Genomic DNA, 15,948 nt, shown 5'->3' on the forward strand with positions numbered 1-15,948 from the left:
AAATATGAAAAAGGAGAGAGATGAATGAGTAAAAAGTTATTAGTGAAAAATGGTACGGTTTTAACATTGGACAAGAATATTGGTGATTTTCATAAAGCGGATATTTTAATAGAAGGAAAGAAGATCCTTGATATAAAACCAAACATAGTAGCAACTGATAGTGAAATAGTTGATGCTTCTGACATGATTGTGATGCCAGGATTTGTTGATAGTCACCGTCATACTTGGGAATCTTTAGTAAGGAATATTGGTCCGGATTGGTCGTTACCAAAATATTTAGAGAATATTTATTATGGAAATATTGGTAGTTTATCTAGACCAGAAGATGGATATGTTGCAAATTATCTTGGTGCACTAGAGGCGTTAGATGCAGGTGTTACAACTATATTGGATTGGTCAATGATCATTTCCCCTGATCATTCGGATGAATTGATACGTGGATTACAAGACTCAGGGATTCGTTCAGTATTTGCCCATGGTGTGCCAGGTGACGGGGAATATTGGTCAAGAGATAGTTTGTTAGAAATACAAGATAGTAGAAGAATTAGAAAACAATATTTTTCATCTGACAATCAACTAATGACAATGGGATTAGCGATAAGAGGGCCGGAATTCAGTGCATGGGATGCAGCAGTTAATGAAATCAAGTTGGCTCGTGAGCTAGATGTCATTTGTTCTATGCACTTAGGGTTCGGAACTTGGGGTTCTGTTGATCGTTCTATTGAAAAATTACACCAAGCAGGACTTTTAGGGTCGGACTTAAATTTTGTTCACGCAAATACATTAAGCTATGAAGAGTATAAGCTGATTGCTGATTCTGGGGCTTCTGTTTCTATTACACCTGAAATTGAAATGAACATGGGTCATGGTTATCCAGCAACAGGATTGTTCATGGAAAATGGTGGTAATCCAGCATTTGGCGTTGATGTGGTGACCACTACAGGTGGAGATATGTTTGCACAAATGAAATCTGCTCTACAAGCAGAACGTGCAAGAGTGAATGATCAAACTTTAAGTAAGCAAGAGATGCCGTATGATTTACACCTCTCTGCTAGGGAAGTATTAGAATTTGCGACAGACGCTGGTGCAAAAGCTTTAAAATTGGATCATAAAGTAGGAACGCTTACTCCTGGGAAGGAGGCTGACTTTATCTTTGTCCGTACAAGTGATGTCAATATGTTCCCTGTAAATGATCCCGTATCTGCAGTTACTCAATGTGCTCACACAGGTAATGTTGATTCAGTATTTGTTGCAGGTGAAGGTGTTAAGAGAAACGGAAAGCTTTTGAATGTTGATTTAGCTGACTTACGGAAAAAGGCGAATAAATCTCAAGAATATATAGTGAATAAATATAGTGAGCTAAAAGCAAACCAGCCGCTGTAATATTTATTGGCAAGTGGGAGAGATGTTATAATCTCTCTCATTTTTGGTGTGCCCCACTGTTGCACAATCTAGGTGGTTCAAATCCACACGGCAACTTTACCCTTTGAAGTACCGTAGCCAAAGCAACATCCTCGCCTGTTAAAGGCAGGATGGACAGGGTGTCCTCTGCGAAGAGGAATCTGAAAGGTCTGCAGGCAAAGTCCAGCCTGGAACATTAGGTGAACCAGAGGTGGCGGCGATGATGGGTGACTCGCCCGAAAAACGAGGAAACTTATGCAAAGCGCATATCCTATAGGTAAACGAGATAAAGGGAAACGACCTATAGGACACAGCGACGTGATTAGGGTCAGGATGGATGGAAAAGAATGTGTAATTACTGGGGGAAGCACTGTAGACTCCTAATGGTAAACATTATTAGGTAGGGGAGGTATAACCCTAATGGGGAAAGCTGAACCGATGGTACTGCAGGTGGCGGAAGGTTTCGTAGTAGTGATGAAATCCGAGCCGTTGAAAGCTGGTGACAGTGTGGAGGATAAAACTTGGATGAGTGGATGCATAGCGTCATCCAACCCATATCGTGACTAAAAGTTGCGAGGTGGAGGCGAAGGGAACTTGCTTCGTCAACATTGTGAATAATGGTGAGTGGGAGACGTATCGTCTTAAATAAGAAAGGTCTACCAAAAGAACGCGCTGCCGAACACGAGAACCGTGCAAGGAAACAGGTAGACTGGCGTCCTGAGTACATGATGATTGGAAAGAAGCGATTGGCGATAGCCTAAGCACGCATTTCAACATGATGGAAAGTGTAAGGAATCGTCTCTTGTAGCGATTATAAGACCAATGTAGTGAGTAAGCGTGAAGGTGGTGATAATCATGAGACCACAACGCAAATATTATTCCATTATCGACAAAGTGTATCGTATGGATAACCTGTATGAGGCATGGAATGCCGTAAAGGCAAACAAAGGAAGTGCTGGAGTGGATGGGGAAACCATCCTATGGTTTGAGACACAACTCAATCAAAACCTATTAGAGATTCAGCGGTTGCTTAAAGAGGGTCGTTACCAACCTCAACCAGTGCTGCGACATTATATACCAAAAGATAATGGAAAGAAACGACCATTGGGCATACCCACAGTCAGAGACCGAATTGTCCAGCAGGCAGTTCGCCAGATGATTGAACCGCTTTTTGACCGAGACTTTTATCCACACAGTTATGGGTTCCGAAAGGGACATTCCCAACACCAAGCATTGGATATAGTCAGACGTGCCAAAAAGAGCGGATATGAATATGTGGTTGACTTAGATATTCAGTCCTATTTTGATAATATTCCCCATGAGCTACTCATGAAGAAAATCAAGGATAAAGTTACTGATGGAAAAGTGCTTGATTTAATCGAAATGTGGTTAAAAGCAGGTGTATTGGAAGATGATCAGTTCCATTACACGAACATGAGTTCCACTCAAGGTGGCGTCATTTCGCCACTATTAGCGAATATTTACCTTGATGAATTTGATTGGGAGATGAATGAAGAAGGTTTTCCGGTTGTTCGTTTCGCAGATGATGCGATTATCTTTTGTAAAACCCAAAATAATGCAAAACGTGCCTATAAAGTCGCCAAACAGATACTTGAACAAAAACTGCAACTTACCATGCACCCTATCAAAACAAAAATAGTTCATTTTGACGAAGGATTTCGCTTTCTGGGTTTTGATTTTTGGAAAGACTATATGGTGCTTCCAGAGGATAGAATCAGAAAGTATAAGGAAAAAATAAGAAACCTATCAAGAAGACAACAAGGAAAAAGTCTTATTGAAATGATTCAGAAACTTAACGAAGTTATCCGAGGATTTTCTAACTATTTCATGGTAGGAAATGTGAAGAGTAAATTCAAACGTTTAGATGAATGGATTCGGATGAGGGTGCGAGCGTATATGCGGAAGAAAAGGTCAATGGAATCCAATTGGCGCATACCGAACAAGGCATTGGCTCAGGCAGGTTTAGTCTCTATGGTTGACTTACTCACATATCGTTCCTAATTCACGAGTGAAATAAGGAAGAACAACACTCACTCCTGGAGATGGGGAACTGACGAAGAGAAAGCCGTATGCGGGAAATCTGCACGTACGGTTTGACGAGAGGTCGGAGGGCGAAATCCCTCCTCCTACTCTACTGCGACGGGCAGTCGCACCTAGCGTAATAATTGCGTTGAACTAACTGTTAAAGGAGTGGAGTATGTTACCTAGTGTAAACACGGCTCTGTATAAATCCTGGAAGGTAAGTTTTCTCGGAGGTGAAAGTCCTCCCGCCAGAGTGCTGTTACAACTAGTGAAGACTAATCTAGGGCATTATTGTGAGGTAGTGTCTGAAGGTGATGCGGAAAATCGAGAGAACCGTATTCCGACATGCAGACCAAATACAGAAGTGTAAAGTAAGGCGGCGTGGTAAGTTGGTGGCCATCCGAAAATAATTGGGTCGTTTCATAGTCATAGAATAAACTAAGTGGTGAAACTAGGTGTAATGTAGTTTTGAGGAAGAAACAGTATCATCTATCAGAAGATGAGGTTATGGCTGCCAAAATTGCACGTAACTTTATTATTGGTAAAGTGTACAATAATAAATGGATATTAGAAAGAATGACAAGAGATTACCCACTACGAGTAGCAGTAGATCAATTTAAAGATATTTCACAACATCTGTCTTCTATCATTATAGAGTTAAGAGCATGTGATGATTTAGAAAGACTGCGAAAAGTATCAAAGTATGTCAAAATTATGCTCAAAGAGTTCAAAACTCAGTGTTCGAATGTGTGGTTGATGCCCACTCAATTTTCGTCTATAAAAATAGAACTTGCTAAAATAATTGATGAAGATTTGGACAGCCTTAGGTTTTATTAGCTAGGAAATAATTATAAGAATAAGGTTGAACACATTGGAACAAATGATTTAGAGGGATCTTTGATTTTTTAGTGCGAATATGAAGCGCATAAATATATAGCAACATTCGCACCAAATTTAGTCAAAGCCCCCTAAATTATGGTGATTGTTTTGTTGTGTTCTTTATATTAATAAAGAAAATAGTGTGTTTTTTTGGTTGATAACATGTTATTTTATGTTTTTTGATCAAAAATCGCTGTCGCATCTTTTATAGGTGCGTGGATTGAAATATCAATGATGCAAGGGAGCATTCGTTCCATTAATCGTTACTTCGATCAATAAGAAATAGACCTCCCTATTTACCCACAAAGTACCTTGGCGAGGTCTATTCACAATGAATAGCCGATCCCCCTGGGGGAATCGTTTATCTGTGGACCACAGTTGCAACTGTGGTCTTTTTAATGTTATTACTTTATCGTAAGTACTTTACCATAAAAGAGATGGTATTGTCTGTATTCTGGGACATAAAAACTTACCTTGCTGTCCCACCTGAGGACAGGCCAATAAATTGGCGAAACAGCAACCCAGCCATTATACCGCGGAACTATCGAGTGGCAGAATCACTAGAAGCAGCAATGGATGAAGGGAAATCACAGCGTAATGAAGAGACTTCTTGATGTTCTTTCAAGCCCTTATGCTCACACGCCTGACCAGACCGAATACACTACACCGCCAGCACTATCAAACATCCCTTACCAAACCTTTTGTGGCACATGAGGAGGAGCTTGGGATCTGCCCCCAAGCTCCTTCTAAGATCTTTCTTATCTTGCAGTATTCAACAAAAATCTAGATGTGATAGATGTCTTACAGCAATCTTACGTTTAACTTTTGCGATATCCACTTGCGGTACTTATCGAATTCCGAAATTCCCTTAAAATTGGCTAACATGCCCTGAATCACAATTTTCTTTGGCTCTGCCTTCTGCATTTCAGACAAGAGAAAATCTGCCACTCCTTGTAGCTCACATACTCTATCTTCACTTAAATTTAAATCATGTATAAGATTTTGCATCTCAATTAATTCTTTCGTTACCTCTTTTTTAATATACTCCTGTGGTGAAGCGAGGTCTGCATACGAACTTTTAATTTGTTCCTTCGTAATCAGGGGTGACTCTTGCCTAGACAACAACTGCTTGACAAGATCATCTAATCTTTCAATGAGATATGTTGCTAGTCTACGGGTGTCTACTTCAATAATATCTTTGATCAGCATTTGTAGGAAATTATTTTTAATACCTTCAAACATGAAAATGAGATCCATTACGTAAGGTTTGATTTCTTCTCCATATATGTCTATAAGAACACCTTCATACCATTTTTGCAATTTTACTTCTTTGTAGTGCATGAAATCTATTAAATCTTTATTTAGCGTAATTGCTTGTTCTCGTAGTTGCGTAATAATAAAACTGGAATGCTCTAGTATTTCACTGAGTTGCACCTCAATCTGTCTAAAGAAATTTTCTTTAGTGCTTCGTTCAGGTGAGAACGCATTATAAATCTTTTCATTCATTATCTCATAATAATACTTAAAAATTTCTAATAATAACTCATCCTTAGAATGGAAGTGTAAATAAAATGCCCCTTTCGACACTTCACTTTTTTCAGCAATTTCTTGTATTGAAGTAGTGTGAAAACCCTTTTCGGCAAATAACTTAATGGCAGTTTTTATAAGTTTTTCCTTCTTTTCATTCATTATTTCACGACCTCTTTATGTGGTGACTACTTAGTCATTTTAAAATAGACTTGTTACCAAACTAATGATTCCCTTTTAGAATAGCACATTTTTTCTGAAGATCAAATAAATGATTAAATTAGACTGAACCAAATAGCCAGCAATTAGGGATTGCATCAGAGTGACTAATCGGTTATATTATACAAGTGATGACCAGTCAGTCAAAAAAAGGAGTGTCAATAAGTGAAGAAGATAATCAATTTCTCGCTGAACAACAAGTTTGCCATATGGATTCTTACCATTATGGTAACTGTTGCAGGACTTTATGCGGGACTTAATATGAAACAGGAAACAATGCCAAATATTACGATGCCTAATGTTTCCGTTATGACCACATATCCAGGTGCTTCTCCGGATGAGGTTGCTTCTGGAGTAACAGAACAAATAGAAAAACGTGTACAAAATATAAATGGTGTGAAATTAGTAAGTTCTAACTCCTTGGAGAGTGCTTCGTCTGTGCAGGTCGAGTTTGATTATGATAAAGACATGGATAAAGCATCAGATGAAGTGCAAAATGCTTTAGACGATTTAGACTTACCAGAAGGTGCTAATGAACCAGTAGTTTCACGTTTGAGTATCAATGCTTTTCCAGTTATGTCTTTGAGTATTAGTAATTCAGATCAAAACCTAGAACAATTATCTGCAAAAGTGGAGGATGATGTCATCCCAGTTTTAGAGGGTATTGATGGAGTTGCTGATGTTCAAGTATCAGGTCAACAAGTTCAAGAAGTTAACGTTAAGTTTGACCAAGATGCGTTAACAGAATACGGATTAACTGAGGATACAATCAAACAAATCATACAAGGATCTAATCTTTCTTTTCCATTAGGGCTAACGAATTTTGACGATGAAGTCAAAAACCTGGTTATTGATGGAAATGTTGCTTCAGTGGAGGATTTTAAGAACCTTGAGATTCCTATCACTCCGTCTCCATCTGCTCAACAAGAGCAAGCTGGACAGACGAATCAGGCGGCTCAAGATGGGCAGGGTGCACAGGCTGGTCAAGCTCCACAAGGTGGGCAATCTTCGCAAACTGGCCTAGATGAACAAGCTGGCCAAGATATGCCGACGGATTCAGAAGTAAATCAAGAAAATGCAGACTCGGTGGAATTACCAACTGTGGCTCTAAAAGATCTTGCTACAATTGAAATAACTAGTGAGTCAGAGTCTATTTCAAAAACAAATGGTGAAGATTCCATTGGTGTTCAAATTGTAAAAGCTCAAGAATCGAATACCGTAGATGTAGTGAATGGAGTTAAAGATGAAATTAGTAACTTTGAAGAACTAGGTTTAACGGTAACTTCAACTTTTGATCAAGGGGAACCGATTGAGGATTCCGTTAATACGATGCTTAACAAAGCAATTTTTGGAGCGATTTTTGCTGTTATCATCATTTTACTATTCTTAAGAAGTATGAAAACAACCTTTATCTCAATCATTTCGATTCCATTATCTTTATTGATGGCAATCTTATTATTGAATCAAATGGATATCACGTTAAACATTATGACATTAGGTGCCTTGACGGTAGCAATTGGTCGTGTTATTGATGACTCAATTGTGGTTATCGAAAATATTTACCGGCGAATGTCTTTATCAAATGAAAAACTTCAAGGAAAAGATTTAATACTTGAAGCAACAAGAGAGATGTTTGTTCCGATTTGTTCGTCAACAATTGTAACAATTGCAGTGTTTCTACCATTGGGTTTGGTTAGCGGACAAGTAGGGGAACTGTTTTTACCATTTGCTTTAGCGGTTGTGTTTGCCCTATTAGCATCTTTACTAGTAGCAGTAACAATCGTGCCAATGCTAGCACACTCTTTATTTAGAAAGTCATTGAACGAAGTGGGGAAAACAACTGCAGATGGACATCGTAAAAAAACTGGTAAGCTTGCAAACTTTTACAAAGGTATTTTGAAATGGGCACTTAATCATAAAGGCATCACATTTGGTGGTGCAGTCGTAGTACTAGCTGCTAGTCTATTCTTAATTCCAGTAATCGGCGTCAGCTTCTTACCGGAAGAAGAGCAAAAAATGGTTATCGCTACCTATAGTCCTGAACCTGGACAGACGCAAGAAAACGTCCAAGAGGTTGCAAACGATGCAGAGGCATTTTTTAGTAATCGCGATGGAGTTAATACTTATCAGTACTCCATTGGTGGTGGAAATGAATCGATGTCGATGATGGGCATGGGAGGGAATAGCTCCGCTTTATTCTTTATCGAATATGATGATGACTATGAGAACTTTAGCGAAGAAAGCTCTACTGTGATCGACCAATTGAACAAAGATACGGACAAAGGAGAATGGGGAACCCTTGATTTCACTAGCACAGGCGGAAGCGGCCTAGAATTATTTGTCTATGGTGACTCCACTGAAGAAATTCAAGCAGCTGTTGATAAAATTCTCCCTATTATGGAAGGAAAAGAAGATTTAGATAATATTGAGTCTAGTTTGTCCGATTCATATGACCAATACACATTAGTAGCGAACCAAGAAAAATTAAGTAAATATGGATTAACTGCAGCACAAATTGGCATGAATTTAAGAGGAACAGGCGAAGCGCCAGTATTAACTACTATAAAAAATGATGGAGAAGACATTAATGTTTACGTTGAAGTAGAAGAAAAAGACTACAACAGTATTGATGACATGAAGGAAATCGAAATTGAAACTCCATTAGGCACTTCTGTCAAAGTGGAAGATGTTATGGATATAGAAGAAGGCAAATCACCAGATACGATTACACGAAGAGGAGGGGAAATGTATGCATCCCTTTCAGCTGACATACTAAGTAATGATGCTGCAGCCGTATCCAATGAGGTAGCCGATGATGTGGATCGTGTCGACCTTGGTGGTGCAACAGTAGAGTTTGGTGGTGTCACTGAACAAATCAATGAATCCTTTACCCAACTAGGTTTAGCTATGCTTGCAGCTATCGCAATTGTTTACTTTGTTTTAGTCGTTACCTTTGGAGGAGCATTAGCACCATTTGCCATCCTTTTCTCTTTACCGTTTACGGTTATTGGGGGATTGGTTGCGCTATGGATAGCCAATGAACCACTAAGTGTCTCCGCCATGATTGGAGCATTGATGCTAATAGGTATTGTTGTGACAAACGCGATCGTGTTAATTGACCGTGTGATTCACAAGGAAAAAGAAGGGCTATCTACTAGAGAGGCGCTGCTGGAAGCTGGATCTACTCGCTTACGTCCAATTCTTATGACAGCAATAGCGACGGTTGGAGCGCTCATCCCGTTAGCCATTGGTGCTGAAGGTGGAGGATTAATCTCAAAAGGTCTAGGTGTCACCGTAATTGGCGGGCTCACCAGTTCAACCATTTTGACCCTGGTTATTGTTCCGATTGTATATGAGGTCGTTTCTAAATTCCGCAAAAAGAAAAGTTAATACAAAAGCAAGGTTGTTCTCATTCGATGTTGTTTGTGGGTCACTATAAATTTCTAATCGAATAAAATCATTAGCTGTAATAGTCCGTTTTAAAGCTGCCATTTTTGAACCTCCCAAAATTTGTTAACAGATTAATTTTATTCTAAACTATGTTGGGTAACAAAGGCAAAGGAGGAACACAGGAGTGATGAGAACATAGCAACGTCAGTAGAAAATAAGAATATATGTTCCTGTGTGATAAAATCTATGTTATACTCTAGTAAGATAATGTTCTTTTAGAGAGGTCGGCTAGCCCCGTTGAAAGGGGGTGATGCCTATGAGTATGTATGAAAGTTTCATGGTGCTGATTGGTTTTGGCACATTTTTGATTGCATTATTCGCATTGATCGTTAATTTGATCAATAGAAAATAGACCTCCCTATTTACCCGTCAAGCTAACTAGGTGAGGTCTATGCCACTAAGGATAGCCGATCCCTCTGGGGGAACCGCTTATCCATAGGCCACAGTTCCCAGCTGTGGCCTATTTAGATTTAGTACTATTCTTATTTTGATTAAATTATACCATAATTGTTGAGTTTATCAAGTGGACGAGGGGAGTGAGGCTGGTTCTTTGTCCCACCAATCGGTATCACCCTGTTCTATTTGTTGATTTACTCAAAGAATTTACGGTTTAGTTCAATGAATTCATTTTCTTCATCTGGCACTTCATCGTCAACGTATATTGCGCCTACGGGACAAACGGATTCACAAGCATTGCAATTAATACATACATCAGGGTTGATATAAAACATATCCTCCCCTTCTTCTATGCAATCGACAGGACAAACTTCTACACATTCACCGGACTTTTCACCTATACATGGAGAGGTAATAACAAGAGCCATGGAAAAATATCCTCCTTTAATTATTATGGATTCTCGACTTTTGCCGAGATGAAAAGTTCAAGTTTGAAATTTATAATATAGTTCTTCTATTTACTTATGAATTTAGCCTGCTTATATTAAGCGAAGATCGCTGTGCTGTGTTTGGGCTGAACCTTAGATCCTGGATTTATATATGCAATGGCATTGTTTATAGCAGTAGGAGCATCTCCAAAACCAGTTGCTATCAATTTTACTTTGCCATCAAAAGTACATATATCACCTGCAGCATATACGCCAGGAATGTTCGTTTCCATTCGGGAGTTAACGACAATTGAATTTTTTTCTATTTCAAGACCCCAATCTTTTATAGGACCCAATGATGCTGAGAATCCATAATTAACCAACACCTCATCCACATCGATTATTTCTTGTGTGTCTTCTTCTTTCACTTTCTCCAAAATAACAGATTCAATACGATTTTCATTGCTTAATAGTTTCTTAGGTGTGTAAGGCGTTTTAATTTGTACATTGGAGGCTTTTAATTTAGAAACACTGTGTTCATGAGCTCGGAATCGATCTCTTCGGTGAACGAGGGTTACTTCTTTAGCAATTGGTTCAAGCATTAATGCCCAATCGACCGCTGAATCACCACCGCCACATATGAGCACTCTTTTGTTTTTATACGCATTCATATCATGAACGAAATAATGGAGGTTAGAGTTTTCAAATCTCTCCGCATCTGAAAGCGCTAACTTTTTAGGTTTGAATGCTCCGTTTCCTGCAGTGATAATTACTGATTTAGTAAATTGTTCTTCATCATTGGTAGATATTTTTATTATTCCGTTATTCCGCACCTGTAAATCTGTAACCACTTTTTCCAAGAAAATATCTGTCTCAAAATAAGATGTTTGTTCGATTAAATTATCAACTAAATCCTGTGCCTTCACTTTAGGAAATCCAGCTACATCATAAATATATTTCTCAGGATATAAAGCAGAAAGTTGTCCCCCTAAATGTGGTAGACTTTCCAGGATCGTGACTGAAGCATTTCTCATGCCACCATAAAAAGCAGCGAATAGACCGGTGGGGCCGCCTCCAATAATTGTGATATCACTAATTTTCTTTTCACTATACAAAACACTTCCTCCTCATTACGTTTTAAATACTATCGTTATTATTTAATAATATATAAGAAACGGTTACTAAAGTCAATATCAATATTAACTTTTATACAGGATTAACTTATAAAATGGTTAGGAAATAGGCAAAACCAAGGCTAGTCAGCAAAAATTAATCGCACTTTTTAATAACGATAACAAAATAAACGCAATAAAAAATGTTGACAATAAGAAAATTACAATGTATAGTATGAAATATAAACGGAAGTTAAAAAAACATATTGAGGTGGTGAAGAGGTTGAGTGAGACAAATTTGTTGCAGCAAAAGATTCAAAAAGGTTTTATGGTTGAACTTCCTGAAGACATGAATGGAGAATACAAAAAAGCTTTAAAACAGACTTTGACAATTGTTGGAGATACTGAGTTGTTAAGTGTGCCTCCACTTCTGACTGTATACAATAAAGCTCCCAGCTTGAACTTAAAAATTACGGCACTTGCTGTGATGCAAGATGAAATAGGGCATGCTCATATTGCATATCGATTACTGGAGGATCTTGGAGAGGATAAAAGTGAGCTATTATATGAAAGAGCGCCGCACAGATGGAAAAATCCTTTTGCATTTGATTTTAAATTAAATAACTGGATAGAGTTAGGTGTATTTAACGGTCTATTTGATCGAGCAGGTTATACTCTGTTGGGAGATGCTTTTGAAAACACTTCCTATGGTCCTTGGAAAAGAGCTTTAGTAAAGGTAGATAAAGAGGAACTATTTCATCTGAGAAATGGTGAAACGATCATGAAACTCGGAATGAAAAACGAAGAAACAGCTAAGCAGGTGCAGGATGCTGTTGATTGGATGTTTCTAATGGCTCTTGAATTTTTTGGAGTTGCAGACAACTTAAAAAGTCGTTCAGCTCAAATTGATTACAAACTTAAAGGAAGAACGAACGATGAGTTGCGTCAAAAATTCATGTCAACAGCGGTACCATTTTGTGAATCAATCGGACTAAAGGTTCCAGCTCATTATGATGAAGAAAAGGATAGATTTGAAATAGATGTACCATTTCCATGTAAATTTGATATTGAAAATAGAAAATGGCTATACGACCAACCCGACACTTGGGAAGGAGCAATTCAGCGTTTTAAAAATCGCGGTCCTGAAAACGCTGTATTTGTTCAGAGAATTCAGAAAGGTGCAAAGGAATTAGAAGAATTAAGAAATGGAGGGGAGCGTTAATAATGCATCAGCTAAAAGAAAGCGCAACGGATCAATATTGGGGTGCATTAAGGGAAGTAATGGATCCAGAGTTTCCCATTAGTGTGGTGGACATGGGACTGATTTATGAAATTGAAAAAGAAGGCAGTACTGTACATGTGAAAATGACTTACACTTCTACTGGGTGTGCATGTATGCAATGGATTGAAAGTGATATCCGTAATAGATTACTAGATGAAGCGGATGTGGATGCAGTTGAAATAAACATAGTATGGGATCCTGCATGGACAGTGGACAATATGACTGAAGAAGGAAAGCGTAAATTAAAGCGGTGGGGAGTGAGAGCGTGATGAATTATCAGGCTCTGAAGGATTACGATGTATTTACAAGAATTCAACGTGGTGAAAGTATTATACAAATCGGGTCTTTTAAGGCACCTGATGACGATATTGCAACCGTTTATGCTCAAAAAATTTATGATGAACAGGACTGGGCGGAGATGCAGGTAGTACGCCGGGATCATATCATTAAAATAAAGGTTCCAGAAGGAGTGTTCGCACAGAAAGGGGTGAAGTAAAGGAATGTCTGACCTAGAAAACACCATACTTATCGAATTGTTAGAAACAATTGCCGATAACAAATTTGTAATGGGGGATCATCTCGTAGAAATCGGGATTAGTGGTCCAAATCTAGAAGCGACTTTATCATCTGTTGCGATAGCACAATCTGAGTTAGGCCACGCTAGAATTCTCTATAACTGGGTTTATGAGTTGAAAAATGGAAAAGTAAAAGGAAAAAAACCAGAAATTAAAGAACAAACTGGTAAAGCTTTTTTTAACACTGTTAACACACAAAATTGGATATCGTTAATTGCTAACTTGTTTACAACAAATGTAACTTCAAAAATTATATTAGGGGCAATCTCAGATTCTCCTTATTCTACTAAAATGATAACCAAAATGGTGAAGGAGCAACAGGACAATATCATTTATGCAAGAAGTTGGTGTAGACAGCTCGCAAACGATAAAGGAAGAATCCCTATTCAATTTCAAAAAGATTTCGAAAATGCTAAAAAAGAAGCGCAAGATTGGCTGCTTTCTTGGCAAAATGATGACCAGATCAGACATTTTGAAATTATAGGTGATAAGACTAATGTTATAGAATTGTTTAATGAAGAAATAGGAAGCGTTTTCTCAGATCAAGCAACTGCTTATATAAAGTAATGATATGTAACGAACGCTCTGTCTTTATGAACAATTGAAACTATATTAAATTTTATAATTTACAAGGAGGAAATAAGTATGACAGCAACTACAACAGAAAATAAAATGTTAACGGTGAAAAAGGCAGATGGAGTGGCAGAAGTCCATATTCACGTAAACAAGACGAATGCGTACGATTTGGACTACTATAGAGAATTAAATGCAGCGATTGATGATATCCGTTTTGATCCAGATATCAAGGCAGCTATTTTAATGAGTGATATGCCAAAATTTTTCTCTGCAGGAGCGAACATTCAGTTTCTGAAGAATTCTGATCCGAAATTTAAAACACAATTTTGCCTATTCTGTAACGAAACATTGGATAAAATAGCGCGTTCCCCACAAATATGGATTGCCTGCTTGGAAGGGCATACTGTTGGTGGAGGACTTGAAATGGCATTAGCATGCGACCTACGTTTCATGGGAGAAGAAGCGGGTAAAATCGGTTTACCAGAAATTTCCTTAGGTGTTTTGGCAGGAACAGGTGGCACTCAACGTTTAGCACGCCAAGTTGGTCATTCAAAAGCGTTGGATATGAATGTAACTGGTGAAACAATCAGCCCGCAGGAGGCTTATGACATTAAATTGGTAGATCGTTTATATCCTCAGTCGGAAATCCGTGAACAAACACAAGCGTACGCGAAAAAAATTGCGAATAATGCTTCCTATGCAGCTGGGAATATCAAGCTTTCTATTATGAACGGAAAAGAAATGCCGTTAAACGCAGCGATCCGTTATGAAGGCGAACTGCAAAATCTATTATTCCGTTCTGACGATGCACAAGAGGGATTACAGGCATTTCTTGATAAACGTAGCCCTGAGTGGAGTGGTAAGTAACGGTTATAGCAGCGGTAAATAAAAGATTATAAATAATACTAGATAGCGGTATCGTTGAATCGATATCGCTATTTTTAAAAATACAGTACTAATTTATAGGTTAAGATCGAATAAACACTCTCCTAAGCGAGAGTGGTAAAGGAAAAGTATGAAGAGAGAAGTCTATCGGGAATTTATTTCATTAGAGAGGTGAGGAGGACTTCTGATGATAGATTTCATTTATGCCAAAATTGTGTGGTATAAAAGTAATATGCATAGGATGTGATATAGCGTGGAAAAAAACATGTCATTGAATGAAGCGATTAGAGTATTGGTTGAAGATGGAGATACGGTTGTGATGGGTGCTTGTCATGAACCGATTATTCCTTTTGCTGCTGCTCATGAAATAATAAGACAAAAAAAGCAACATTTAACACTGGTTGGAACAATATCAGACATTATGGTTGATATGATGATCGGTGCTGGAGTTGTAAAAAAGGTCATCATTGCATGGGTCGGTAATGTCAGTGGTGGATTGGGTAATAATTACCGTAGAGCAGTTGAGAAAAGCATACCCCATCCTCTTGAAGTCGAAGATCATAGTAACTTTTCAATTGGACTTTCCGTATTAGCAGGTGCGATGGGGGTTCCATTTTTGCCTACGAAATCTCTTTTAGGAACAGATCTATTGAAAAGTAATCCCCGTATTGAAATAAATACGTACCAAGACGAGAAATTGGCCTATGTTCCAGCATTAACACCTAATGTAGCTATTATTGGCGTACAGCGGGCAGACATTTATGGTAACTCCCATTTGTGGGGGAATACAGGAATCGCAATGGAGGCAGCAATGGCTAGTAAAAAAGTTATTTTATTAGCAGAAGAAATAGTGAGTAAGGAGGTAATACTTAGTGATCCGAACAGGGTACTTGTTCCCAGTTACAAGGTTACAGCTGTAGTTCACTGTCCAGGATTTAATCATCCGTCTCCTTTTCAAGGCTTTTATCAAAGAGATCACGAATTTTTCCATCAGTACCATAAAGAGACAAAGACAGAGGAAGGCTTTGGGGAATGGCTCAATGACTGGGTTTTGTCTCTGTCCAATCATGAACAGTACTTGGATAAACTAGGCAGAAATCGCTTAGAACAACTTAAGATTAAGGAAAAGCAATTGGCTGCACCAGTAAATTATGCTGATAAATAAATGGATGAAA

At 38.3% G+C, this 15,948-nt stretch carries 14 protein-coding genes and 3 pseudogenes; 14 read left to right on the forward strand and 3 right to left on the reverse strand.

Annotated features, from left to right (window positions below; all coding sequences use genetic code 11):
• The first annotated feature begins 24 nt into the window (after positions 1 to 24).
• The 6 genes and pseudogenes from NC797_RS05930 to NC797_RS05955 all read left to right on the forward strand — a co-directional run.
• Positions 25 to 1,383 (forward strand): amidohydrolase family protein, encoded by a 1,359-nt coding sequence (locus NC797_RS05930; protein ID WP_272435851.1) that lies wholly within the window; start codon positions 25 to 27, stop codon positions 1,381 to 1,383.
• 438 nt (positions 1,384 to 1,821) lie between these two features.
• A complete protein-coding gene (locus tag NC797_RS05935) occupies positions 1,822 to 1,968 on the forward strand; it encodes a hypothetical protein (protein WP_272435852.1) in 147 nt (48 codons plus the stop codon).
• Positions 1,969 to 2,256: 288 nt separating this feature from the next.
• Complete coding sequence (ltrA, locus tag NC797_RS05940; RefSeq protein ID WP_272435853.1) at positions 2,257 to 3,423, forward strand: group II intron reverse transcriptase/maturase; 1,167 nt, start codon at positions 2,257 to 2,259, stop codon at positions 3,421 to 3,423.
• A gap of 474 nt (positions 3,424 to 3,897) precedes the next feature.
• Positions 3,898 to 4,134 (forward strand): annotated as a pseudogene (locus tag NC797_RS05945) (CRISPR-associated endonuclease Cas1); the annotation flags it as partial.
• A 5-nt stretch (positions 4,135 to 4,139) separates the two neighbouring features.
• Positions 4,140 to 4,353 (forward strand): annotated as a pseudogene (gene cas2 / locus NC797_RS05950) (CRISPR-associated endonuclease Cas2).
• Between the two features lie 479 nt (positions 4,354 to 4,832).
• A pseudogene (locus NC797_RS05955) lies at positions 4,833 to 5,037 on the forward strand (hypothetical protein); the annotation flags it as partial.
• An 87-nt stretch (positions 5,038 to 5,124) separates the two neighbouring features.
• Here NC797_RS05955 and NC797_RS05960 read toward each other — a convergent pair.
• On the reverse strand, positions 5,125 to 6,012 hold the full coding sequence (locus tag NC797_RS05960; protein WP_272435854.1) for a TetR/AcrR family transcriptional regulator: 888 nt from the start codon (positions 6,010 to 6,012) through the stop codon (positions 5,125 to 5,127).
• 222 nt (positions 6,013 to 6,234) lie between these two features.
• Here NC797_RS05960 and NC797_RS05965 point away from each other — a divergent pair, with 222 nt between their 5' ends.
• Together NC797_RS05965 and NC797_RS05970 are read left to right on the forward strand one after the other, a co-directional pair.
• Entirely contained in the window at positions 6,235 to 9,459 is a 3,225-nt protein-coding gene (locus tag NC797_RS05965) for an efflux RND transporter permease subunit (protein WP_272435855.1), read from the forward strand.
• Positions 9,460 to 9,775: 316 nt separating this feature from the next.
• Positions 9,776 to 9,871 carry a putative holin-like toxin gene (locus NC797_RS05970; protein ID WP_272435856.1) on the forward strand — a complete coding sequence of 32 codons (96 nt, stop codon included), beginning with the start codon at positions 9,776 to 9,778 and terminating at the stop codon, positions 9,869 to 9,871.
• A 238-nt stretch (positions 9,872 to 10,109) separates the two neighbouring features.
• On the opposite strand, the gene NC797_RS05975 is transcribed toward NC797_RS05970, so the two are convergent.
• Together NC797_RS05975 and NC797_RS05980 are read right to left on the reverse strand one after the other, a co-directional pair.
• Positions 10,110 to 10,343 carry a DUF362 domain-containing protein gene (locus tag NC797_RS05975; protein ID WP_272435857.1) on the reverse strand — a complete coding sequence of 78 codons (234 nt, stop codon included), beginning with the start codon at positions 10,341 to 10,343 and terminating at the stop codon, positions 10,110 to 10,112.
• A 116-nt stretch (positions 10,344 to 10,459) separates the two neighbouring features.
• Positions 10,460 to 11,458, reverse strand: a complete 999-nt coding sequence (locus NC797_RS05980) for an NAD(P)/FAD-dependent oxidoreductase (protein WP_272435858.1) — start codon at positions 11,456 to 11,458, stop codon at positions 10,460 to 10,462.
• A 325-nt stretch (positions 11,459 to 11,783) separates the two neighbouring features.
• On the opposite strand from NC797_RS05980, the gene NC797_RS05985 reads away from it, so the two are divergent.
• The 6 genes from NC797_RS05985 (at position 11,784) to NC797_RS06010 (ending at position 15,938) form a co-directional block, all read left to right on the forward strand.
• Positions 11,784 to 12,677: a Phenylacetic acid catabolic protein gene (locus NC797_RS05985; RefSeq protein WP_417168690.1), complete on the forward strand. Its 894-nt coding sequence runs from the start codon at positions 11,784 to 11,786 to the stop codon at positions 12,675 to 12,677.
• Positions 12,678 to 12,679: 2 nt separating this feature from the next.
• Complete coding sequence (locus NC797_RS05990) at positions 12,680 to 13,006, forward strand: metal-sulfur cluster assembly factor (protein ID WP_272435860.1); 327 nt, start codon at positions 12,680 to 12,682, stop codon at positions 13,004 to 13,006.
• Positions 13,006 to 13,233 (forward strand): hypothetical protein, encoded by a 228-nt coding sequence (locus NC797_RS05995; protein WP_272435861.1) that lies wholly within the window; start codon positions 13,006 to 13,008, stop codon positions 13,231 to 13,233. Before NC797_RS05990 ends, NC797_RS05995 begins: the two co-directional genes overlap by 1 nt.
• Before the next feature lie 4 nt (positions 13,234 to 13,237).
• Positions 13,238 to 13,879, forward strand: coding sequence for a Phenylacetic acid catabolic protein (locus NC797_RS06000; RefSeq protein ID WP_272435862.1), 642 nt, complete (start codon positions 13,238 to 13,240; stop codon positions 13,877 to 13,879).
• Positions 13,880 to 13,957: 78 nt separating this feature from the next.
• Positions 13,958 to 14,755 carry an enoyl-CoA hydratase/isomerase family protein gene (locus NC797_RS06005; RefSeq protein ID WP_272435863.1) on the forward strand — a complete coding sequence of 266 codons (798 nt, stop codon included), beginning with the start codon at positions 13,958 to 13,960 and terminating at the stop codon, positions 14,753 to 14,755.
• A 271-nt stretch (positions 14,756 to 15,026) separates the two neighbouring features.
• Entirely contained in the window at positions 15,027 to 15,938 is a 912-nt protein-coding gene (locus NC797_RS06010; protein WP_272435864.1) for a CoA transferase subunit A, read from the forward strand.
• The last annotated feature ends 10 nt before the right edge of the window (positions 15,939 to 15,948 follow it).

This window comes from Terrihalobacillus insolitus, assembly GCF_028416575.1.
Classification (GTDB): Bacteria; Bacillota; Bacilli; order Bacillales; family Amphibacillaceae; genus Terrihalobacillus; species Terrihalobacillus insolitus.